Origin of the sequence: Cellulomonas alba, from assembly GCF_030362835.1 — a bacterium.
Classification (GTDB): domain Bacteria; phylum Actinomycetota; class Actinomycetes; order Actinomycetales; family Cellulomonadaceae; genus Cellulomonas; species Cellulomonas alba.
This window is the reverse complement of sequence record NZ_JAUCGQ010000003.1, coordinates 110221-133201: the sequence shown is the minus strand read 5'-3', so window position 1 is coordinate 133201 and position 22981 is coordinate 110221. Positions and strand designations below refer to the sequence as shown.

Below are 22981 nucleotides of genomic sequence, written 5' to 3'. Positions count from 1 at the left end.
CCATGGCCGACACGTTCGCCTCCGGGCGGCTGCCGCACGCGTTCACCACTCCGGGTTCCTCGTCGTTCGTCGAGTTCCTCGCGGGCTACGCACCCCACCTCCTGCCCGGTAACCGGCCGTCGGTCGTGGCCGAGGTCCAGGCGCCGCACGGCACGACGATCGTCGCGCTCGCGTTCGACGGCGGCATCGTCATGGCCGGCGACCGCCGCGCCACGATGGGGTCGATGATCGCGAGCCGCGACATCGAGAAGGTCTTCCCGGCCGACGAGTACTCGGCGGTGGGGATCGCCGGGAGCGCCGGGCTCGCTGTCGAGCTCGTCCGGCTCTTCCAGCTCGAGCTCGAGCACTACGAGAAGATCGAGGGCTCGCTGCTGTCGCTCGACGGCAAGGCCAACCGGCTCGCGACGATGATCCGCGGCAACCTCGGCCTCGCCCTGCAGGGCCTCGCGGTCGTCCCGCTGTTCGGCGGCTTCGACCTCGACCGTCGCACGGGGCGGATCTTCTCCTACGACGTGACCGGCGGCCGCTACGAGGAGCACGACCACCACGCGGTCGGCTCGGGCTCGGTGTTCGCGCGCGGGTCGCTCAAGAAGAGGTGGCGTCCCGGGCTGGACGCCGACGCCGCGGTGCACGTCGCGGTCGAGGCGCTCATCGACGCGGCGGACGACGACTCGGCGACCGGTGGGCCGGACTCGATCCGCGGCATCTGGCCGGTGGTCGCGACCGTGACCGAGTCGGGCTACCTCCGGGTCGCCGACGACCAGCTCGCCGGGTCCGTGGCGGCGGTCGAGGACGAGCGCCGCGCCGCCCACCGCGCGCAGCGCCCCACGGGAGGTGACGCGCGATGAGCATGCCGTTCTACGTCTCTCCCGAGCAGCTGATGAAGGACCGCGCGGACTACGCCCGCAAGGGCATCGCGCGCGGCCGCTCGGTCGTGGTGGTGCAGTACGACGACGGGATCGCGTTCGCGACGGAGAACCCGTCGCGGGCGCTGCACAAGATCTCGGAGATCTACGACCGGATCGCGTTCGCCGCGGTCGGCAAGTACAACGAGTTCGAGAACCTGCGGGTCGCGGGCGTGCGCTACGCCGACCTGCGCGGCTACTCCTACGACCGCGAGGACGTGGCGGCGCGGGCGCTCGCCAACGCGTACGCGCAGACGCTCGGCACGGTCTTCACCACCGAGTCGAAGCCGCTCGAGGTCGAGCTGGTGGTCGCCGAGGTGGGCCGGGAGCCTGCGGGCGACCAGATCTACCGCCTGCAGTACGACGGCTCCGTGGCGGACGAGCACGGCTATGTCGTGATGGGCGGCCAGGCCGAGCGTCTGGGCGGTCTGCTCGGCGAGCGGTGGCGTCCCGGGATGACGCTCACCGAGGCGCTCGACGTCGCGGTCGACGTGCTGGGTGCGCCGACCGACGAGGGCGGCGAGCAGCGCCGGATCGACGCGGCGCAGCTCGAGGTCGCGGTACTCGACCGGACCCGCCCGCGGCGGGCCTTCCGGCGGCTGACGGGTGCGCTGCTCGCGGACCTGCTCGGCGGCGCGCCCGGTGGTGCGCCGAAGGGCGGCCCGAGCGGCGCGACGGACCGGACGACCTGACACGAGGGGGACGGGCATGGACCGGCGGATCTTCGGGCTCGAGACCGAGTACGGCGTCACGTGCGCCGCGGTGGACGGGCGCGGCCTGTCGGCGGACGAGGTCGCCCGCTACCTGTTCCGCAAGGTCGTGGCCTGGGGCCGGTCGTCGAACGTCTTCCTCCGCAACGGGTCGCGCCTGTACCTCGACGTCGGCTCCCACCCGGAGTACGCGACGGCCGAGTGCGACGACGTGCGCCAGCTCGTCACGCACGACCGGGCCGGCGAGCGCATCCTCGAGGGACTCGTCGCGGACGCGCAGCAGCGCCTCGAGCACGAGGGGCTGCCGGGCGAGATCCACCTGTTCAAGAACAACACCGACTCGGCGGGCAACTCGTACGGCTGCCACGAGAACTACCTCGTGCGGCGGCAGGGCGACTTCAGCCGGCTGTCCGACGTGCTCGTGCCGTTCCTCATCACGCGCCAGGTGCTGACCGGTGCCGGCAAGGTGCTGACGACGCCGCGCGGCGCGATCTACTGCCTCTCGCAGCGCGCCGACCACATCTGGGAGGCCGTCTCGAGCGCGACGACGCGCTCCCGTCCGATCATCAACACGCGCGACGAGCCGCACGCGGACGCCGAGCACTACCGCCGGCTGCACGTGATCGTCGGCGACTCGTCGATGTCCGAGACCACGACGATGCTCAAGGTCGGCACGACCGACCTGGTGCTCCGCATGATCGAGGCGGGCATCCCGATGCGGGAGCTGTCGCTCGAGAACCCGATCCGTGCGATCCGCGAGATCAGCCACGACCTGACGGGCATGCACCCGGTGACGCTCTCGAACGGGCGCACGACGACGGCGGTCGACCTGCAGGAGGAGTACCTCGCGCGCGTCACCGACTTCGTCGCGAGCGAGGGCGGCCCGACGCCAGAGACCAAGCAGGTGCTCGACCTGTGGGAGCGCGGGCTGCGTGCGCTCCGCACGGGCGACCTGTCGCTCGTCGACCGCGAGCTCGACTGGGTCATCAAGTACCGCCTGATCGAGCGCTACCGCGCCAAGCACGACCTGCCGCTCTCGGACGTCCGGGTCCAGCGCCTCGACCTCGCGTACCACGACATCTCGCGCAAGGACGGCCTCTACAACCTCCTCGCGGCCCGGGGCCTGGTCGAGCGGGTCACGACGGACCTCGAGATCTTCGAGGCCACCGCCGTGCCGCCGCAGACGACGCGCGCCAAGCTCCGCGGGGACTTCGTGCGCGCCGCGCAGGAGGCGCGTCGCGACTACACGGTCGACTGGGTGCACCTCAAGCTCAACGACCAGGCGCAGCGCACCGTGCTGTGCAAGGACCCGTTCCGCAGCGTCGACGACCGCGTGGATCGCCTGATCGAGTCCATGTGAGCGTCCGGACCTCTCCGCCGGGCGCCCTACAGTAAGGCGGTGCCCGGACCAGGGCGGGTCGACGGAGGGACGGACGTGCGACGACTGCGGGCGACGGCCGCGGCGATGATCCTGCTGGCGGCGACCGTCGGTCTGGCGGCGTGCTCGCCCGACGACACGGACGCACCGCCGGCGGTCACCGTGTCGGGACCGGCGGGCGCGGCTCCCACGATCACGTACGTCCCGCCGTTGCAGGTCGACAAGACGTACCGCCAGCAGATCTGGGCGGGGACCGGTCCCGAGCTCGCCGAGGGCAAGCCCGTGCTGATCGACTTCTGGCTCGAGAACGGCACGGACGCGTCCCTCGTCAAGGAGAGCTACTCCTCGACACCGACGCCGCACTACCTGACCCAGGAGGACCTGGGGAAGGACCTGTACGGCACGCTGCACGGGCAGCGGGTCGGCGCGCGCATGCTGCAGGTCAGCCCCGCCGGGACCTCGGGAGCGAACGGCTATCCGACGGTGACGGTGCTCGACGTGCTGCCCACGCGCGCGTCCGGCGAGGCCGTCCCGCACGCGGCGGGGATGCCGAAGGTGACGCTCGACGACGACGGCTCGCCGTCGATCACGCCGACCGGCAAGCCGGCACCGACGGACCTCGAGGCGCACCCGCTCATCCACGGCACTGGTCCGCAGGTCGCGGAAGGTGACGTCATCACCGTCCAGTACACGGGGTTCGACTGGAAGAACGGCACGAAGTTCGACTCGTCGTGGGACGCGTTGCCGGTGTCGTTCGCGCTGCAGGACGTGCCGGCGTGGAACGACGCGCTCGTCGACCAGCCGGTCGGCAGCCAGGTGCTGATCGTGGTGCCGCCGACGTACGCGCTGGGCGCGACGGCCACCAAGGAGCTGAAGGGGGAGACCGTCGTGTTCGTGGTGGACATCCTCGCGACCGGCAGCCCGAGCTCGGGGAGCGGGTCGTGAGCCTCGCGCTGCGGGTGATCCCGTGCCTCGACGTGGACGCGGGGCGGGTCGTCAAGGGCGTGAACTTCGAGAACCTGCGAGACGCCGGCGACCCTGTCGAGCTCGCGCGCCGGTACGACGAGCAGGGCGCCGACGAGATCACGTTCCTCGACGTCTCGGCGTCGAGCGGCGGCCGCGAGACGACGTACGACGTCGTGCGCCGCACCGCGGGCGAGGTCTTCGTGCCGCTGACCGTCGGGGGCGGTGTGCGCAGCGTCGAGGACGTCGACCGGCTGCTGCGCGCGGGCGCCGACAAGGTGGGCGTGAACACCGCCGCGATCGCGCGACCCGAGCTCATCGCGGAGATCGCCGACCGGTTCGGCCGCCAGGTGCTCGTGCTGTCGGTCGACGCGCGCCGGACCACGGGCGACGTGCGGACCGACTCCGGCTACGAGGTGACCACGCACGGCGGGAAGCGCGGCACCGGGATCGACGCGGTGGCCTGGGTCGAACGTGCCGCCGAGCTCGGGGCCGGGGAGATCCTGCTGAACTCGATGGACGCCGACGGCACCGAGGGCGGGTTCGACCTCGAGATGATCCGCGACGTGAGGGCGGTCGCGTCGGTGCCGCTCATCGCGAGCGGCGGCGCCGGGACGGTCCAGCACTTCGTCGAGGCCGCGCGCGCGGGTGCCGACGCCGTGCTGGCCGCGAGCGTCTTCCACTTCGGCCAGCTGACGGTCCGGCAGGTCAAGGACGCGCTGGCCGCGGAGGGCGTCACGGTCCGCTGACCCGCCCCGGCCGCGGCTAGCCCAGCTCGGCGACGTCCTCGGGCGCGCCCTCGAACTGCACGTCGGCCGCGCCGGTCCGTCCGGTGAGCCACAGCAGCAGCTCGCCGACGTCGCCGCGCACCACGACCGCGCGGCGCGTGCCCCGGGGCGCGTGCACCCGGCGCCGCACGCCGTCGGGCCGGACGAGGACGACGCCCACCGGCACGCGCCGCAGCCGCAGCCGCGCGGCGGTCTGCACCTGACCCCAGAGCGCCTCCACCAGCCCCGGCTCGAGGTCGCGGGGCGGCACCGGGCCCGCGCCGCGGCGGACGTCCTCGGCGTGCACGTAGAACTCCGTGAGGTTGGTGAGCTCGCCGGCCCACCGACCCGGGTGCCACGCGGGGGCGCCCTGCGCGATCTCGTCGACGAGCTCGGCGTACGCCGCGTCGTCCGTGACGAGCGCGGCCCGGCGCTCGACGGCCGCGTCCGACCACGCGTTCAGCGGGCGCACCGCGAGCTCCAGGCCGACGCGCGGCGAGTGCTCGCGCAGCACCACGTGCGCGGCGAGGTGCCGCGCCTGCCAGCCCTCGCACAGCGTCGGCGCGTCGGAGGGGACCGCACGCAGGGCGTCCACGAGCGCCGCGCGCTCCTTCTCGTGCCACGTCACGCCAGCATCGTCGCAGGCCCGGAGCCGGGCCGCAGAAATGGGCGGCACGAAATCCGCGCGGCCCGACATGGGAGGATCGGCGGGTGCCCGAGACCCAGCCCTCGCTCGATCCCTCCGTCGCCGCGCGCCTCAAGCGCGACGAGCACGGCCTCGTGGCGGCGATCGTGCAGCAGCACGACACGCGCGAGGTGCTGATGCTCGGCTGGATGGACGACGAGGCGCTGCACCGCACGCTGACGACGGGCCGCGTCACGTTCTGGAGCCGGTCCCGGCAGAGCTACTGGCGCAAGGGGGACACGTCGGGCCACGGCCAGTACGTCAAGGGCGTGAGCATCGACTGCGACGGCGACGCGCTGCTCGTCGAGGTCGACCAGGTCGGCGCGGCGTGCCACACCGGCGCGCGCACGTGCTTCGAGGCCGGCGGCGCGCTGCCGGCCGTCGCGGGCGAGCGCCCCACGGCGCCGGAGTCCGTCCGATGAGCGCCGACGCGCCGACGATCCCCTGGGGCGGCACGTGGCCGTCGCTCGACGGCTTCCGCGACCTCGCCCGCGATCGCCGCGTCGTCCCGGTGGTGCGGCGCCTGCTGGCCGACGACGTCACGCCGGTCGGCCTGTACCGGACGCTCGCTGCGGGCCGTCCCGGCACCTTCATCCTCGAGTCGGCGGAGGCCGACGGCACCTGGGCCCGGTGGTCGTTCGTCGGGGTGGGCTCGCGGGCGACGCTCACGGTCCGCGACGGCCAGGCCGTGTGGACCGGCGACGTCCCGGTCGGCGTGCCCACCGAGGGCGACGTGCTCGACGTGCTCGACGGCACGCTCGACGTGCTGCGCACCCCGGCGATCCCCGGGCTCCCGCCCCTGACCGGCGGCCTGGTCGGTGCGCTCGGCTGGGACATCGTGCGGCACTGGGAGCCGACGCTGCCGCACAAGGCGCCCGAGGAGCTCGACGTCCCCGAGCTGACGCTCCTCCTCGCGACCGACCTCGCGGTCGTCGACCACCGCGACGGCTCCGTGTGGCTGGTGGCCAACGCGATCAACTTCGACGCGACCGACGAGCGGGTGGACGACGCGCACGCGGACGCGGTCGCGCGGCTCGACGCGATGCAGGCCGCGCTGCTGGTCCCCGCCGAGGCGGGCGCCGCGGTGCTCTCCGACGAGCCCGAGCCCGAGATCGAGTTCCGGACCACGCGCGACGAGTTCGAGCAGCAGGTCCGGTTCGGCAAGGACGCGATCCGCGACGGCGAGGTGTTCCAGGTCGTGCTGAGCCAGCGGCTCGACATCGACTGCCCCGCGGAGCCGCTCGACGTGTACCGGGTGCTGCGCACGATCAACCCGAGCTCGTACATGTACTACGTGCAGCTGCGCGACGCGGACGGCCACGACTTCGCGGTCGTCGGCTCGAGCCCCGAGACGCTCGTCAAGGTGAGCGGCCGGCACGTGACGACGTTCCCGATCGCCGGCTCGCGCCCGCGTGGAGCGACGCCCGAGGAGGACCGCGCGCTCGCCGACGAGGTGCTCGCCGACCCCAAGGAGCGCGCCGAGCACATCATGCTCGTCGACCTCTCGCGCAACGACCTCGCCAAGGTCTGCGACCCGACGACGGTCGACGTCGTCGACTTCATGGAGGTCAAGAAGTACTCGCACATCATGCACATCACGTCGACCGTGGTCGGGCGCCTGCGTGACGGCCGCACCGCGCTCGACGTGCTGACGTCGACGTTCCCCGCGGGCACGCTCTCGGGAGCCCCGAAGCCGCGGGCGATGGCGCTGATCGACGAGGTCGAGCCCGCGCGTCGCGGCATCTACGGCGGCACCGTCGGGTACTTCGACTTCGCGGGCGACATGGACATGGCGATCGCGATCCGCACGGCCCTGATCCGCGACGGCCGGGCGAGCGTGCAGGCGGGCGGCGGCATCGTCGCCGACTCGGTGCCGGCGCTCGAGTACGCCGAGTCGCGCAACAAGGCCGCGGCGGCGGTGCGCGCTGTCCAGCTCGCGGCGCGCCTGCGCCGGGCGGGTTCGTGACGGGCGAGCCGGTCCAGCCCGACGACGCCCGCCCGCAGCCGCCGGAGGGTGCGCGCGTGACGCCGCAGCCGCCGGAGGGCGCGCGCGCGACGCCGGTGGACGCCGAGGCACCCGGTGCGGGGGGCAGCTCCCCGGCCGTGCCCGGGCCGACGCGCCGCGCCGGCGGGCGCCGCGGCCGCGCCGTCCTGCTGCTCCTGCTCCTCGCCGGTGCGACGGCCGTGAGCGCGCTGCCCACGTGGTTCGTCGCGCACGGGACCGAGGCGCTGCACGGCACCGTGGACGTGCGCGTCAGCGGCACGGACGCGGCGCCGGCGGTGCTCGCCGCGGCGCTCGTGCTCGCCGCGTCCGCGCTGGCCGCTGCGCTCGTCGGCCGCGCCGGCCGGTGGGTGGTCGCTCTCGTCGTGGCCGTCGCGGGCGTGCTCGTGGTCGCCGCGACGATCGGTGTGGTGCGCGACCCCGTCGCGTCGGTGCACGAGGCCGTCGCCGGCGCCACGGGAGTGGGGCAGGTAGTCGGCGGCGTCACGACGACCGCGTGGCCGTGGGTCGCCGTCACGCTCGGCGCGGTCGCGGTCGTCGTCGGCGCGTGGCTGCCGCGGGCGGCGCGCGCGTGGGCCCGGCCCTCGCGTCGTCACGAGCAGGCGGCCGCTCCGGCGCGCGGCGCCGAGCGCCCTGACGAGCGCAGCGCGTGGGACGCGCTGAGCAGGGGAGAGGACCCGACCTGAGGGCCGCGCCCCGGCCGCGCTCGGCGCGGGATCGCACCGCTGGTCGGATAGGGTTGCGCACGAACCGAGCACGAAGGGCAGCACCACGTCATGGCTGATCACTCGCTCGCGCACCGCGCGCAGAACCCGACCCGCACCGAGTCGGTCCACCTGCCGCCGAGCGCAGCTCCGACCAACCACGGGCGCACGCTCGCGGCCTGGACGACCACCTGGGTCGTCGTCGCCGGCGGCCTCGTGGCGGCGCTCGCGGTGGTCTTCGCCGTCGTGTGGCTGTTCTGGGTGGGGCTCGGCATCTGCCTGCTCGGCATCGTGCTGGGTCTCGTGCTCCGCGGCGCGGGCCACGGCCAGGGCGGCGCCAAGACGCTCGAGCGCCAGGCGCGCACCGGGGGCCACTGACCGGTCGGCCCCGGCCGGCAGGTGGTCAGCACGTAGCAGGACCGCAAAGGACGACGCAGTCCCGATCAGGCCCTCGACCAGGGGCCCAGGCGTTCCAGGAGGACCGATGACGACCCCCGACGAGCCGCAGAACCCCTACGGCAACAACGAGCCGCAGCAGCCGGAGGGCACGCCGCAGCAGCCTCAGACGCCCTACGGCGCTCCGGAGGCACCCCAGTACGGCGCGCCCCAGGCACCCCAGTACGGCGCGCCCCAGGCGCCCGCCTACGGCGCGTCGCCGTACCCCGCCGCGCCGCAGTACCCGGCAGGGCCGGACTACCCGCAGCCGTACGGGCCCGGCTACGGCGCGTCGCCGACCGCGAAGAACTCGCTCGGCACCTGGTCGCTCGTGCTCGGGATCCTCGCGGTGATCCAGGTCTGCTCGCTCGTCACCGGGATCGTCGCGATCGTGCTGGGCAACAAGTCCAAGCAGGCGGTCGCACGGGGCGAGGCCTCGAATGCCTCGGCGGGCCGGGCGGGCGTCATCCTCGGCATCGTCGGTCTGGTGATCTGGGTGATCCTGGTCGCCGTGCTCGTCGCGGCGCGGGCGGGCTCCAGCTCCTGACGGGCCCGTCGTGGTGACGCTGGACGGCCCGGGCTCCGCGCCGGCGGTGCCGCGCCCGGGCGGATCGGCCGGCGAGCGGCTCCGCTCGCCGCTCGCCGCGGGAGCGGTCACTGCGGCCGGCACGTTGCTCGTCGCGCTGCGCTCGCCGTACGCGCCGGGCAGCTACGGGTTCTGCTTCTTCCATGAGCTGACCGGGCTCTGGTGCCCGTTGTGCGGCGGCATGCGGGCGACGCACGACCTCGCTCGCGGCGACGTCGCGTCGGCGTGGGGTATGAACCCGCTGTGGGTGGTGCTCGCGCCGCTCGTCGTCGTCGGTTGGGCGCTCTGGGTGGTGCGTAGGGCCCAGGGACGGCCCGCGCCGACGTTCCCTCGCGCGGCGCGGTGGGCTCTCGCGGCGCTCGTCGTCGCGTTCGGCGTGCTGCGCAACGTGCCCGCGCTGGCCCCCTGGCTCGCGCCCTGACCGGGCCCGTCCCACCCAGCGGAGTGTGGTCGGGGTCACCCGCAAGCCCCTCTACGATGGCCGGGTCGGTCGGCGGGACGTCGGCCGACGCAAGCAGGGGAAGGATGGCTTCGATGACCGTGCTGGACGAGATCGTCGCAGGCGTCAGGCAAGACCTCGCCGAGCGTGAGGCAGCGACGCCGCTGGACGCCGTCAAGGAGCTCGCGGCCAGGCGGCCGTCGGCGATCGACGCGGTGGGCCGGCTCAAGGTCGAGGACGCCGTCACCGTGATCGCCGAGGTCAAGCGCTCGAGCCCGAGCAAGGGCGCGCTGGCCGCGATCACCGACCCCGCCGCGCTCGCGGTGGAGTACGAGAAGGGCGGCGCGTCCGTCATCTCGGTGCTCACCGAGCAGCGGCGGTTCAACGGCTCGCTCGCCGACCTCGACGCGGTGCGCGCGAAGGTCGACATTCCCGTGCTCCGCAAGGACTTCGTGGTCACGCCCTACCAGGTGTGGGAGGCGCGCGCGCACGGCGCCGACGTCGTGCTGCTGATCGTCGCCGCGCTCGAGCAGACCGTGCTGGAGTCCCTCGTCGAGCGCGTGCACTCGCTCGGCATGACGGCCCTGGTCGAGGTGCACGACGCCGAGGAGGCCGTGCGCGCGGTCGACGCCGGCGCACGCGTGATCGGCGTCAACGCCCGCAACCTCAAGACCCTCGACGTCGACCGCGGCACCTTCGCGCGCGTCGCGCCGGCCATCCCGTCCGACGTGGTGAAGATCGCCGAGTCGGGCGTGCGCGGCCCGCACGACGTCGTCGACTACGCGCGTGCCGGTGCCGACGCGGTGCTGGTCGGCGAGGCGCTCGTCACCGACGACGCCCCGCGCGAGTCGGTCGCGGACCTCGTCGCCGCGGGCGCCCACCCGTCTCTGCGGGCGGTGCGCCAGTGACGGGTCGTCCGGAGGTGTCGTCGGCGCTGCGCGCGGCCCTGGACGCGGGTCCGCTCGCGACGCACCAGGGTCCGTACTTCGGCGAGTTCGGCGGCCGGTTCGTGCCCGAGGCGCTGATCGCGGCGCTCGACGAGCTCGACACCGAGTACCACAAGGCGCTCACGGACCCCGCGTTCGGCCGCGAGCTGGCGCGGCTGCACCGCACGTACACGGGACGCCCGAGCCCGCTCACGGAGGTGCCGCGGTTCGCCGCTCACGTCGGCGAGGGCGTCCGCGTCTTCCTCAAGCGCGAGGACCTCAACCACACGGGCTCGCACAAGATCAACAACGTGCTCGGCCAGGCGCTGCTCGTGAAGCGCATGGGCAAGAAGCGCGTCATCGCCGAGACCGGTGCGGGCCAGCACGGCGTCGCGACGGCCACGGCCGCCGCGCTCATGGACCTCGAGTGCACGGTCTACATGGGCGAGGAGGACACGCGCCGCCAGGCTCTCAACGTCGCCCGCATGCGCCTGCTCGGGGCCGAGGTGGTCCCCGTCAACATCGGCACCCGGACGCTCAAGGACGCGATCAACGAGGCGCTGCGCGACTGGGTCGCGAACGTCGAGACGACGCACTACCTGCTCGGCACGGTGACGGGACCGCACCCGTTCCCCGAGATGGTGCGCGACTTCCACAAGGTCATCGGCGAGGAGGCGCGCGCTCAGCTCCTCGAGGAGATCGGCCGCCTGCCCGACGCGGTGGCGGCGTGCGTCGGCGGCGGGTCGAACGCGATGGGCATCTTCAACGCGTTCCTCGACGACCCGGGGGTGCGGCTGTTCGGCTTCGAGGCGGGCGGCCGCGGGCTCTCGAACGGCGACCACGCGGCCCGGTTCAGCGGCGGGTTCCCGGGCGTGCTGCACGGCGCGCGCTCGTACCTGCTGCAGGACGAGGACGGCCAGACCGTGCCGAGCCACTCGGTCTCGGCGGGCCTCGACTACCCGAGCGTCGGGCCGGAGCACGCGTGGCTGCACGACCTCGGCCGGGCCGAGTACCGCCCCGTCTCGGACGACGAGGCCATGGACGCCTTCCGCGTGCTGTGCCGGACCGAGGGCATCATCCCGGCGATCGAGTCGGCGCACGCCCTGGCCGGTGCCGTGCAGCTCGGACGCGAGGCGCGGGAGTGGTCGGACGAGCCCGTGCTGCTCGTCAACCTCTCGGGGCGCGGCGACAAGGACGTGGCGACGGCGGCCACGTGGTTCGGCCTGCTCGACGACAAGGCGGTGGAGGTCCAGTGACGAGCGTCGACGTGGCGTCGCCGACCGGAGCTCGGCTCGACCGGCTGCGTGCCGAGGAGGGCCGCGCGGCGCTCGTCGGCTACCTGCCGGTGGGCTACCCGACGGTGCCCGGCTCGATCGAGGCGGTGCGCACCATGATCGACGCGGGCGTCGACGTCGTCGAGCTCGGCATGCCGTACACCGACCCGGTGATGGACGGCCCGGTCATCCAGCACGCGGTGGACGACGCACTGCGCGGCGGGGTGCGGGTGCGCGACACGCTCACCGCGGTCGAGCAGCTGTCGGGCCTCGGCGCGCCGATCCTCGTCATGACGTACTGGAACCTCGTGCTCAAGTACGGCGTCGACGCGTACGCGCGCGACCTCGCGGCGGCGGGCGGCGCGGGTCTCATCACGCCCGACCTCATCCCCGACGAGGCGGGCGACTGGCTCGAGGCGTCGGACGCGCACGGGCTCGACCGCGTGTTCCTCGTGGCCCCCAGCTCGACGCCCGAGCGGCTCGCGACCACCGTCGCCGCGTCGCGCGGGTTCGTGTACGCCGCGTCGACGATGGGCGTCACGGGGGAGCGCGCCACGGTGGGCTCGCGCGCCGAGCAGCTCGTCGCCGACACGCGCGCCGCGGGCGCGCCGCACGTCTGCGTCGGCCTCGGCGTCTCGCGCCCCGAGCAGGCACGCCAGGTCGCCGGCTACGCCGACGGCGTGATCGTCGGGTCCGCCTTCGTCCGCGCGCTCGTCGACGCCGAGACGCCCGCCGCGGGTCTCGACGCGCTGGCCGCCGTGACTGCCGGCCTGGCCGACGGCGTGCGCGGAGCGGCCCGGTGACGCGCGCCGGCGTCGTCCTCGCCTCGATCCCGAGCCCCTCGCAGAACGTCTGGCACCTCGGGCCGTTCCCGCTGCGCGCGTACGCGCTCGCGATCCTCGCGGGCATCGTCGCGGCCGTGCTCATCGCCCAGCACCGCTGGAAGGACCGCGGGGGCAACCCCGACACGGTGCTCGAGATCTCGTTCTGGGCCGTGCCGTTCGGGATCGTCGGCGGCCGGCTGTACCACCTGATCACGTCGCCGGACGCGTACTTCGGCAAGGGCGGCCACCCGTGGCGTGCGTTCGCCATCTGGGAGGGCGGTCTCGGCATCTGGGGCGCGATCGCGCTCGGTGGCCTGGGCGCGTGGATCGGCTGCCGCCGCGCCGGCGTGCGGCTCGCGCCGTTCGCGGACTCAGTCGCGCCCGGGTTGTTCGTCGCGCAGGCGCTCGGCCGGCTCGGCAACTGGTTCAACCAGGAGCTGTTCGGCGGACCGACCACGCTCCCGTGGGGCCTGCGCATCGACGACGCGCACCTGCCGGCCGGGTACGCGCCCGGCACGCTGTTCCACCCGACGTTCCTCTACGAGATCGTCTGGAACCTCGCGGGGGCCGCGCTGCTGATCTGGCTCGACCGCCGGTTCCGGCTCGGGTACGGCCGCGTGTTCTGGGCCTACGTGATGATCTACACGGCCGGCCGGTTCTGGATCGAGCACCTGCGCATCGACGAGGCGCACCACGTGCTCGGCATGCGCCTGAACGACTGGACGGCGATCGTGGTCTTCGTCGGCGCGCTGGTAGCCTTCGTCATGGTCGGACGCCGGCACCCTGGACGTGACACGACCCTCCTGCGGGAACCCCCCGCCCTGCAGGACGACGAGGAGAGCGCAGTCGATCCCGCCCGCTGAACCGGCGGCCGGCACGCTTCCTTCCCGCGATGCGAACGGCCCTCGGGCCGCGCTGTATCGTTCGCCACACGTCAGGGCCAACGACGTCCCGCGCGTTCCCCATGTAAGTGCTACATCCCCCGAACCTCGGGGGACCGTGAGGACGGTGCTGATGTCGACGTCGCCCGTGAGCGCCCAGGTGCCCGGACGCCAGGGTCTCTACGACCCTGCCGCCGAGCACGACGCGTGCGGTTTCGCGTTCGTAGCGACGTTGCGCGGCACGCCGGGGCGCGACATCGTCGACGCCGGCCTGACCGCGCTGCTCAACCTCGACCACCGCGGTGCGGTGGGAGCCGAGGCGGACTCCGGTGACGGCGCCGGCATCCTGACGCAGATCCCCGACGCCTTCCTGCGCGACGTCGTCGACGCCGACCTGCCCCCGGCGGGTTTCTACGCGATCGGCATGGCCTTCCTGCCGACCGACGCCGACGAGCAGCGCGCGGCCGTCGCGGGCGTCGAGGCGATCGCCGCCGAGGAGAAGCTGGACGTGCTCGCGTGGCGCGAGGTCGTCGTCACCGCCGACCTCGTCGGCCCGACGGCGCGCGCGTCGATGCCGGTGTTCCGCCAGCTCGTCGTGGCCGACCCGTCGCGCGAGCTCTCGGGCACGGACCTCGATCGGCGCGCGTTCCGGCTCCGCAAGCGTGCCGAGCGCGAGCTCGGGCTGTACTTCGCGTCGCTGTCGGCGCGCACGCTCGCGTACAAGGGGATGCTCACCACCGGGCAGCTCGAGCCGTTCTTCGCCGACCTGTCCGACCCGCGCTACGCGACCGAGATCGCGCTGGTCCACTCGCGGTTCTCGACGAACACGTTCCCGAGCTGGCCGCTGGCGCAGCCGTTCCGCCTGATCGCGCACAACGGCGAGATCAACACGGTCCGGGGCAACCGCAACTGGGTCGCCGCGCGCGAGGGCGCGCTGTCGAGCGAGGTCCTCGGCGACCTGTCGCCGCTGCTGCCCGTCTGCACCCCCGGCGGGTCGGACTCGGGCAGCTTCGACGAGGTGCTCGAGGTGCTCCACCTCGCGGGTCGCTCGCTGCCGCACGCGGTGATGATGATGATCCCGGAGGCGTGGGAGAACCACGCCCAGATGGACCCGGCCCGCCGCGCGTTCTACGAGTACCACTCGACGCTCATGGAGCCGTGGGACGGCCCGGCGGCGATCACGTTCACCGACGGCACGCTCATCGGCTCGGTGCAGGACCGCAACGGCCTGCGCCCCGGTCGGTACTGGGTCACGGAGGACGGGCTCGTCGTGTGCGCGTCCGAGGCCGGCGTGCTCGACATCGACCCCGCGACGGTCGTCGCCAAGGGCCGGCTCGAGCCCGGCAAGATGTTCCTCGTCGACGTCGGCCAGGGCCGCGTCATCGAGGACAGCGAGATCAAGGCTCAGCTCGCCGCGCAGCGGCCGTACGCGCAGTGGGTGCGCGAGAACTCGACGTTCCTCGCCCAGCTGCCCGAGCGCGAGCACATCGCGCACTCGTCGGCCTCGGTCCGCCGACGGCAGCGCACGTTCGGGTACACCGAGGAGGAGCTCAAGATCCTCCTGACGCCGATGTCGGCGACGGGCGCCGAGCCGCTCGGCGCGATGGGCTCGGACACGCCGGTCGCGGTGCTGTCGAGCCGTCCGCGGATGCTCTTCGACTACTTCACGCAGATGTTCGCGCAGGTGACGAACCCGCCGCTGGACGCGATCCGCGAGGAGCTCGTCACCTCCATCGGCGGCGCGATCGGCCCCGAGCCGAACCTGCTCGAGGACGGTCCGGAGCACGCGCGCAAGCTGATCCTGCCGTTCCCGGTGATCGACAACGACGAGCTCGCCAAGATCGTGCACGTCGCCAAGGAGCCGTCGCTCGGCTTCCGCGCGACCACGATCCGCGGCCTGTACAAGGTCGACGGCGGGGGAGCGGCGCTCGAGGCGCGCCTCGAGGAGATCTTCGCCGAGGTCGACCGCGCGATCGCCGAGGGCGTGAGCTTCCTCGTGCTGTCGGACCGCAACTCCGACGCCGACCTCGCGCCGATCCCGTCGCTGCTGCTGCTCTCGGCCGTGCACCACCACACGCTGCGCCGGCACAACCGCACGCGGATCTCGCTCGTCGTCGAGGCGGGCGACGTGCGCGAGGTCCACCACGTCGCGCTGCTCATCGGCTACGGCGCAGCCGCGGTCAACCCGTACCTCGCGATGGAGACCGTCGAGGAGCTCGCGAACGACGGGTACCTGCCGGCGGGCGTCACGGCCGAGAAGGCCGTCAAGAACCTGATCAAGGCGCTCGGCAAGGGCGTCCTCAAGGTCATGTCGAAGATGGGCATCTCGACGATCGCGTCGTACCGCGGCGCGCAGGTGTTCGAGGCCATCGGCCTGTCGCAGCCCCTGGTCGACCGGTACTTCACGGGCACCACGAGCCGGCTGGGCGGCATCGGCCTCGACGTGCTCGCGGCCGAGGTCGCGGCGCGCCACGCCGACGCGTACCCGGCGAGCGGCAACCGCAAGCCGCACAGCCGCCTCGCGGTCGGCGGCGAGTACCAGTGGCGCCGCGACGGCGAGGACCACCTGTTCGACCCCGAGACGGTGTTCCGCCTGCAGCACTCGACGCGCTCGCGGCAGATGGACGTCTTCCGCGAGTACACGAATCGCGTGAACGACCAGTCGTCGCGCCTCATGACGCTGCGCGGCCTGCTCACGTTCAAGGACGGCGTGCGCCCGCCCGTGCCGATCGACGAGGTCGAGCCCGTCAGCGAGATCGTCAAGCGGTTCAACACCGGTGCGATGTCCTACGGCTCGATCTCGGCCGAGGCGCACGAGACGCTCGCGATCGCCATGAACGAGCTCGGCGCGAAGTCGAACACGGGCGAGGGCGGCGAGGACCCCGAGCGCCTGCACGACCCGCGGCGGCGCAGCGCGATCAAGCAGATCGCGTCCGGCCGGTTCGGCGTCACGAGCGAGTACCTGACCAACGCGGACGACATCCAGATCAAGCTCGCCCAGGGTGCGAAGCCCGGCGAGGGCGGTCAGCTGCCGGGCCACAAGGTCTACCCGTGGGTGGCGAAGACGCGGCACTCGACGCCCGGCGTGGGCCTCATCTCGCCGCCGCCGCACCACGACATCTACTCGATCGAGGACCTCAAGCAGCTCATCCACGACGCGAAGAACGCGAACCCGCGCGCGCGGATCCACACCAAGCTCGTCTCCGAGTTCGGTGTCGGCACCATCGCGGCGGGCGTCGCGAAGGCGCACTCGGACGTCGTGCTCATCTCGGGCCACGACGGCGGCACGGGCGCGAGCCCGCTGACGAGCCTCAAGCACGCGGGCACGCCGTGGGAGATCGGCCTCGCGGAGACGCAGCAGACGCTGGTCCTCAACGACCTGCGCGACCGCGTCGTCGTCCAGGTCGACGGCCAGCTCAAGACCGGCCGCGACGTGATCGTCGGCGCGCTGCTGGGCGCCGAGGAGTTCGGGTTCGCGACGGCGCCGCTCGTCGTGTCGGGCTGCATCATGATGCGCGTCTGCCACCTCGACACCTGCCCGGTGGGCGTCGCGACGCAGAACCCCGAGCTGCGCGCCCGGTTCACCGGCAAGCCGGAGTTCGTCGTGACGTTCTTCGAGTTCATCGCCCAGGAGGTCCGCGAGCTGCTCGCGGAGCTCGGCTTCCGCTCGATCGAGGAGGCCGTCGGCCACGTCGAGCTGCTCGACACGCGCGCGGCGATCGACCACTGGAAGGCCGAGGGCCTCGACCTCGGGCCGGTGCTCGCCGTACCGGAGCCTGCGCCGGGCAGCGCGCTGCACCACACGAAGGACCAGGACCACGGCCTCGGGCGCGCGCTCGACAACCGGCTCATCGCGCTGGCGGCCGACGCGCTCGAGCGGCGCGAGCCGGTGCGCATCGCGCTCCCGATCCGCAACGTCAACCGGACGGTCGGCACGATGCTCGGCCACGAGGTGACCAAGCGCTTCGGCGGCGAAGGCCTGCCGGACGGCACGATCGACGTGGCGCTCACGGGCTCGGCCGGGCAGTCGTTCGGGGCGTTCCTGCCCCGCGGCATCACGCTGCGCCTGTTCGGCGACGCCAACGACTACGTCGGCAAGGGCCTGTCGGGCGGCCGTCTGGTGCTCCGGCCGGACCGTGCCGCGGTCCTGCAGAGCGAGGTCAACGTCGTCGCCGGCAACGTGATCGGCTACGGCGCGACGAGTGGCCAGGCGTTCCTGCGCGGCCTGGTCGGCGAGCGGTTCGCGGTCCGCAACTCGGGCGCGACGCTGGTCGTCGAGGGCGTGGGCGACCACGGCTGCGAGTACATGACGGGCGGCACCGTGCTCGTGCTCGGCCGCACCGGCCGCAACTTCGGCGCCGGCATGTCGGGCGGCACGGCCTACGTGCTCGACCTCGATCCCGCGCTCGTCAACAAGGAGTCCGTCGCGGGGGGCGAGCTCGCGCTCGAGCCGCTCGACGACGAGGACTTCGCGCTCGTCACGCTCCTCCTGCGCGCGCACCTCGAGGAGACGGGCTCGCCCGTCGCCGCGCAGCTGCTCGAGGACGCCGACGCGACCCGGGCGCGGTTCACGCGCCTGCTTCCGACCGAGTACGCCCGCGTCCGGCGCGCGCTCGCCCAGGCCGAGGCCGACGGCCTCGACCCGGCAGCGCCCGGCGTGTGGGACAAGATCCTGGAGGTGGCACGTGGCTGACCCCCGCGGCTTCCTGAAGGTGCGGGACCGTGAGCTCCCGCCCAACCGCCCCGTCGAGGTTCGCCTGCGCGACTGGCAGGACGTGCACGCGCACCTCGAGGAGGGCCAGCCGTTCCTCAAGGAGCAGGCGGGCCGCTGCATGGACTGCGGCATCCCGTTCTGCCACAACGGCTGCCCCCTCGGGAACCTCATCCCGGAGTGGAACGACCTCGTGTGGCGCGGGCAGTGGTCCGACGCGATCGACCGCCTGCACGCGACGAACAACTTCCCGGAGTTCACGGGGCGGATCTGCCCCGCGCCGTGCGAGTCGTCGTGCGTGCTGGGCATCAACCAGCCCGCGGTGACGATCAAGAACATCGAGGTCTCGATCATCGACGAGGCGTTCGCGCGCGGCCTCGTCACGCCGCAGGTGCCGCAGCGCCTCACGGGCCACACGGTCGCGGTGGTCGGCTCGGGTCCGGCGGGCCTCGCGGCGGCTCAGCAGCTGACGCGCGCGGGTCACACCGTCGCGGTCTACGAGCGGGACGACGCGATCGGCGGCCTGCTCAGGTACGGCGTGCCCGACTTCAAGCTCGAGAAGGTGCACATCGACCGCCGCCTGGCGCAGATGGAGGCCGAGGGGACCCGGTTCCGGCCGGGCGTCGAGGTCGGCCGCGACATCACGTGGGCGCAGCTCGAGGCGCGGTACGACGCGGTCGTCATCGCCACCGGCGCGACCGTGCCGCGTGAGCTCCAGGTGCCGGGCAAGGCCCTCGCCGGCGTGCACGTCGCGATGGAGTTCCTGCACCAGGCGAACGCGGTCGCCGCGGGCAAGCCCGTCGAGGACCAGATCACCGCCGAGGGCAAGCACGTCGTGATCATCGGCGGCGGCGACACCGGCTCGGACTGCCTCGGCACCGCGCTGCGCCAGGGCGCCGCGTCGGTGACGACGCTCGCGATCGGCAAGCGGCCGCCGCAGGAGCGCCCGGCGCACCAGCCCTGGCCCACCGACCCGATCCTGTTCGAGGTCTCGTCCTCGCACGAGGAGGGCGGCGAGCGCACGTACCTCGCGTCGACCGTCGAGTTCGTCGGCGACGACCGGGTCGAGCGGCTGCGCGTCGCCGAGACCGAGTACCTCTCGGACGGCCGGCGCGTGCCGAAGGCCGGGACCGAGCACGAGATCCCCGCGGACCTCGTGCTGATCGCCATGGGCTTCACCGGTCCGGAGACGCCCGAGCTCACCGAGCAGCTCGGCATCGAGCTCACGTCGCGGGGGCTCGTGCAGCGCACGGACGACTTCGCGACGACCGTCCCGGGCGTGTTCGTCGCCGGTGACGCGGGCCGCGGCCAGTCGCTCGTCGTCTGGGCGATCGCCGAGGGCCGTGCGGCCGCGGCGGCGGTCGACCGGTTCCTCGCGGGCGACACCGAGCTGCCCGCTCCCGTGGCCGCGAGCACCGTGGCGCTGCGGCCCTGAATCTCCCCCCATCGCGACCTGCGTCGATACCCGCCCGGGCTCCGGGCGGGGAAGGACGTTGGTCCGAACACGCCCATCAGGAAGGCTTAGGCTCGACCCATGCGTAGAGCGAAGATCGTGTGCACCCTTGGCCCGGCGACGGAGTCGGCCGAACAGATCCAGGCCCTCGTCGACGCCGGCATGGACGTCGCGCGGATCAACCGCAGCCACGGTGACACGGAGGCGCACAAGCGCGTCTACGACAACGTGCGAGCGGCATCGAAGGCCTCAGGCCGGTCGGTCGCGGTCCTCGTCGACCTCCAGGGCCCCAAGATCCGGCTCGGCCGGTTCGTCGAGGGCAAGCACGACCTCGCGGTCGGCGACGTCTTCACCATCACGACGGACGACGTCGAGGGCACCAAGGAGCGCGTCTCGACGACGTTCAAGGGCCTGCCGGGCGACGTGTCGCCGGGCGACCCGATCCTCATCGACGACGGCAAGGTGCTCGTTCGCGTCACGGCCGTCGAGGGCAACGACGTCGTCACGCGCGTCGAGGTGCCGGGCCCGGTCTCGAACAACAAGGGCCTGAACCTGCCGGGCGTCGCGGTGTCGATCCCGGCCCTGTCCGAGAAGGACCAGGACGACCTGCGCTGGGCCCTGCAGATCGGCGCGGACATCATCGCCCTCTCGTTCGTGCGCAACGCCGCGGACTACGACGACGTGCGCCGGATCATGGAGGAGGAGAACCGGGTCGTCCCGGTCATCGCCAAGATCGAGAAGCCGCAGGCGGTCGACAACCTCGCGGAGATCGTGCAGACGTTCGACGGCATCATGGTCGCCCGCGGCGACCTGGGCGTCGAGCTGCCGCTCGAGCAGGTGCCGCTCGTCCAGAAGCGCGCGGTCGAGCTGGCCCGCCGGAACGCGAAGCCGGTCATCGTCGCGACGCAGGTGCTCGAGTCGATGACGACGAACCCGCGCCCCACGCGCGCCGAGACGTCGGACTGCGCCAACGCGGTGCTCGACGGCGCGGACGCCGTCATGCTCTCGGGCGAGACGAGCGTCGGCGTGTACCCGATCGAGACGGTGCGCACCATGGCGCGCATCATCGAGGCGACCGAGGAGCTGGGCCGCGAGCGCATCGCTCCGCTCGGCTCGACGCCGCACACGCGCGGTGGCGCGATCACCCGCGCCGCCGCCGAGATCGGCGAGGCGCTCGACGTGAAGTACCTCGTCACGTTCACGCAGTCCGGTGACTCGGCCCGCCGCATGAGCCGCCTGCGCTCGTCGATCCCGCTGCTCGCGTTCACGCCGGTCGAGTCGGTGCGCAACGTGCTGTCGCTCAGCTGGGGCGTCAACACCTACCAGGTGCCGAAGGTCGACAACACGGACCAGATGGTGTCCCAGGTGGACGCGACGCTGCAGGCCAACGGGCTCGCCGAGGTCGGCGACTACATCGTGGTCGTCGCGGGCACGCCGGTCGGCGTGGTCGGCTCGACGAACTCGGTCGTCGTGCACAAGGTCGGCGACGAGGACGCGAAGCACCCGCGCATCGCCTGATCGCTCACATCGGCGACGAGGGGCTCCCGGTACCGCCGGGAGCCCCTCGCGGCGTCTGAGGCTCGTCCGCGCGGGTGGCGCGGAAGGCGTCGATCGCGTCGCTGAGGTTGGCGAACGAGTGGGCCACGCGCGTCGCCACGCCGTAGCGCTCGAGCGTCGCGACCAGCGCGGGGTCGCTGCGAGCCAGGACGAACGTGATGCCGTGCACGTCGAACGCGTCGAGCAGGCCGGTCAGGGCGCCGCTCGCGGTGTAGTCGACGTCGTCGAGCGTGCTCGCGTCGAGCACGAACCACCGGACCGGGTGCGGCGCGGCCGCGACGAGCTGCTCGACGAGATCCACGAAGTGGTGCGCGTTCGCGTAGAACAGCTCGGCGTCGTAGCGGAAGACGAGGAGCCCGGGCTCGCTCTCGATGCCGGGCGTCGCCACGTGGTACGTCGGGTCGCCGTCGGGCGGCTCGACCACCACGAACCCGCGCGGCCGGTACAGCCGCCGCACGACCTCGATCAGCGACACGAAGACCGCGACGATGATGCCCTGCAGCACGCCGACGACGACCACGACCGCGGCGGTGACGACGGCGATCACGAGCTCGCTGCGCCGCCTCGCCGCCAGGTCCCGCAGGCCGTGCACGTCGACGAGCTCGAGCCCGATGACGAGCACGATCGCGCCGAGCACGGCGTGCGGCATGTCGTGCAGCAGGCCCGTCAGGAACACGAGCACGACGAGCACCGCGACGACCATCGTGAGGTTCGCGAGCTGGGAGCGGGCGCGCTGCCCTTCGAGGACCTGGGTCTTGGTGGGCGAGCCGTTGACGACGAACGCGCCGGACAACCCCGCGGCGACGTTCGCCGCCGAGAGCCCGACGAGGTCGCGGTCGACGTCGGCGCGCTGCCCGCGCCGCAGGGCGAACGAGCGCGCCGTCGCGGAGCTCTGGGCGACGACCATGACGAAGCACGCGAACGCGATCGCGAAGACCTTCGGGATGTCGGACCACTCGAGACCGGCCGGGAGCCCGAGCGTCGGGAGCCCCGCCGGGACGTCGCCGATGACGGCCACGCCGTGCTCCTCCGCGTGGGTCGCGGCGGAGACGACGATCAGCAGCACGACGGCGACCACCGCTCCCGGCACGGCGGGCGCCCACCGCCGTGTCGCGAGGATGATCGCGACGGTCGCGAGCCCGTATGCGAGCGCGGGCAGCGACACGTCGCCGAGGTGGCTCAGCCACGCCCACTGCTGCTGGAACCAGCTGCCGTGCCCGGCGGGTACGCCGAGGATGGCGGGGATCTGCCCGGTGGCCACCTGGACGCCGACGCCCGCGAGGAAGCCGATCAGGGCCGCGCTCGACAGGAAGTCACCGAGGAAGCCCAGCCGGGCGGCGCGCGCGATCGCCAGCAGCACGCCCGTCACGAGCGCGACGAGCCCGCACAGCGCGACCCAGTGCGGCGAGCCCGGCACGAGGCCGTCCAGCCCGAGCCCGAGCAGCCCGGCCGCGAGGATGGATGCGGTCGCCGAGTCGGCGCCGACCACCATCAGCGACGAGGCGCCCAGCAGGACGAACGCGAGCGTGGGCAGCAGGAGCGTGTACAGGCCGTTCTGCACGGGCGTGCGCGCGATCGACGCGTAGCCCATCGACTCCGGGATCGCGACGGCCGCGAGGGTCGGGCCGGCGATGACGTCGCGGCCCAGCCAGGCGCGGTGGTACCCGCGCAGGGAGACGGGCACGAGCGCCCGCGACGGGGTCACGCAGGAAGTCAACCGTTGCGGCGGGCGCCGCGGCAATCGACGTGGCCGGTGAGCGCGGACGGACGTCTGTCGGGCA

Annotated in this window: 20 protein-coding genes; 18 read left to right on the top strand and 2 right to left on the bottom strand. The window is 73.2% G+C overall.

Features of this window, described 5'->3' with window-relative positions; genetic code table 11:
- Window positions 1-2: 2 nt before the first annotated feature.
- From prcB to hisF, 5 genes are all read left to right on the top strand, one after another.
- Entirely contained in the window at window positions 3-848 is an 846-nt protein-coding gene (gene prcB, locus QRT04_RS15670) for a proteasome subunit beta (protein ID WP_289456541.1), read from the top strand.
- The gene (prcA, locus tag QRT04_RS15665; protein WP_289456540.1) at window positions 845-1597 is read left to right on the top strand and encodes a proteasome subunit alpha; all 753 of its coding nucleotides are present in this window, start codon (window positions 845-847) and stop codon (window positions 1595-1597) included. The genes prcB and prcA overlap by 4 nt, the downstream gene beginning before the upstream one ends.
- A gap of 16 nt (window positions 1598-1613) precedes the next feature.
- Window positions 1614-2975, top strand: a complete 1362-nt coding sequence (gene pafA / locus QRT04_RS15660) for a Pup--protein ligase (RefSeq protein WP_289456539.1) — start codon at window positions 1614-1616, stop codon at window positions 2973-2975.
- Between the two features lie 75 nt (window positions 2976-3050).
- Entirely contained in the window at window positions 3051-3938 is an 888-nt protein-coding gene (locus QRT04_RS15655; protein WP_289456538.1) for an FKBP-type peptidyl-prolyl cis-trans isomerase, read from the top strand.
- Window positions 3935-4705, top strand: coding sequence for an imidazole glycerol phosphate synthase subunit HisF (hisF, locus tag QRT04_RS15650; RefSeq protein ID WP_289456537.1), 771 nt, complete (start codon window positions 3935-3937; stop codon window positions 4703-4705). Before QRT04_RS15655 ends, hisF begins: the two co-directional genes overlap by 4 nt.
- Window positions 4706-4721: 16 nt before the next feature.
- Here hisF and QRT04_RS15645 read toward each other — a convergent pair whose 3' ends face one another.
- Window positions 4722-5351 carry a TIGR03085 family metal-binding protein gene (locus QRT04_RS15645; protein WP_289456535.1) on the bottom strand — a complete coding sequence of 210 codons (630 nt, stop codon included), beginning with the start codon at window positions 5349-5351 and terminating at the stop codon, window positions 4722-4724.
- 83 nt (window positions 5352-5434) lie between these two features.
- Here QRT04_RS15645 and hisI point away from each other — a divergent pair, with 83 nt between their 5' ends.
- The 13 genes from hisI to pyk all read left to right on the top strand — a co-directional run bounded on the left by hisI (window position 5435) and on the right by pyk (window position 21161).
- Window positions 5435-5830, top strand: a complete 396-nt coding sequence (gene hisI, locus QRT04_RS15640) for a phosphoribosyl-AMP cyclohydrolase (RefSeq protein ID WP_289456533.1) — start codon at window positions 5435-5437, stop codon at window positions 5828-5830.
- Window positions 5827-7374, top strand: a complete 1548-nt coding sequence (locus tag QRT04_RS15635) for an anthranilate synthase component I (RefSeq protein ID WP_289456532.1) — start codon at window positions 5827-5829, stop codon at window positions 7372-7374. Before hisI ends, QRT04_RS15635 begins: the two co-directional genes overlap by 4 nt.
- Window positions 7375-7430: 56 nt before the next feature.
- The gene (locus QRT04_RS15630) at window positions 7431-8096 is read left to right on the top strand and encodes a Trp biosynthesis-associated membrane protein (RefSeq protein WP_289456531.1); all 666 of its coding nucleotides are present in this window, start codon (window positions 7431-7433) and stop codon (window positions 8094-8096) included.
- A gap of 90 nt (window positions 8097-8186) precedes the next feature.
- On the top strand, window positions 8187-8492 hold the full coding sequence (locus QRT04_RS15625; RefSeq protein WP_289456530.1) for an HGxxPAAW family protein: 306 nt from the start codon (window positions 8187-8189) through the stop codon (window positions 8490-8492).
- Window positions 8493-8598: 106 nt separating this feature from the next.
- Window positions 8599-9096 (top strand): DUF4190 domain-containing protein, encoded by a 498-nt coding sequence (locus QRT04_RS15620; protein WP_289456529.1) that lies wholly within the window; start codon window positions 8599-8601, stop codon window positions 9094-9096.
- 10 nt (window positions 9097-9106) lie between these two features.
- Window positions 9107-9556, top strand: a complete 450-nt coding sequence (locus tag QRT04_RS15615) for a DUF2752 domain-containing protein (RefSeq protein WP_289456527.1) — start codon at window positions 9107-9109, stop codon at window positions 9554-9556.
- A 113-nt stretch (window positions 9557-9669) separates the two neighbouring features.
- Window positions 9670-10482 carry an indole-3-glycerol phosphate synthase TrpC gene (gene trpC / locus QRT04_RS15610; protein WP_289456526.1) on the top strand — a complete coding sequence of 271 codons (813 nt, stop codon included), beginning with the start codon at window positions 9670-9672 and terminating at the stop codon, window positions 10480-10482.
- A gap of 26 nt (window positions 10483-10508) precedes the next feature.
- Window positions 10509-11756, top strand: a complete 1248-nt coding sequence (gene trpB, locus QRT04_RS15605) for a tryptophan synthase subunit beta (protein ID WP_407653657.1) — start codon at window positions 10509-10511, stop codon at window positions 11754-11756.
- Entirely contained in the window at window positions 11753-12577 is an 825-nt protein-coding gene (gene trpA / locus QRT04_RS15600) for a tryptophan synthase subunit alpha (RefSeq protein ID WP_289456524.1), read from the top strand. The genes trpB and trpA overlap by 4 nt, the downstream gene beginning before the upstream one ends.
- On the top strand, window positions 12574-13461 hold the full coding sequence (gene lgt, locus QRT04_RS15595; protein ID WP_289456523.1) for a prolipoprotein diacylglyceryl transferase: 888 nt from the start codon (window positions 12574-12576) through the stop codon (window positions 13459-13461). The genes trpA and lgt overlap by 4 nt, the downstream gene beginning before the upstream one ends.
- Window positions 13462-13612: 151 nt before the next feature.
- Window positions 13613-18172: a glutamate synthase large subunit gene (gene gltB, locus QRT04_RS15590; RefSeq protein ID WP_289456522.1), complete on the top strand. Its 4560-nt coding sequence runs from the start codon at window positions 13613-13615 to the stop codon at window positions 18170-18172.
- Complete coding sequence (locus tag QRT04_RS15585) at window positions 18165-19625, top strand: glutamate synthase subunit beta (protein WP_289456521.1); 1461 nt, start codon at window positions 18165-18167, stop codon at window positions 19623-19625. The genes gltB and QRT04_RS15585 overlap by 8 nt, the downstream gene beginning before the upstream one ends.
- A gap of 99 nt (window positions 19626-19724) precedes the next feature.
- Window positions 19725-21161, top strand: a complete 1437-nt coding sequence (pyk, locus tag QRT04_RS15580) for a pyruvate kinase (protein WP_289456520.1) — start codon at window positions 19725-19727, stop codon at window positions 21159-21161.
- 4 nt (window positions 21162-21165) lie between these two features.
- Here pyk and QRT04_RS15575 read toward each other — a convergent pair whose 3' ends face one another.
- Entirely contained in the window at window positions 21166-22905 is a 1740-nt protein-coding gene (locus QRT04_RS15575) for a SulP family inorganic anion transporter (RefSeq protein ID WP_289456518.1), read from the bottom strand.
- Window positions 22906-22981: the final 76 nt, after the last annotated feature.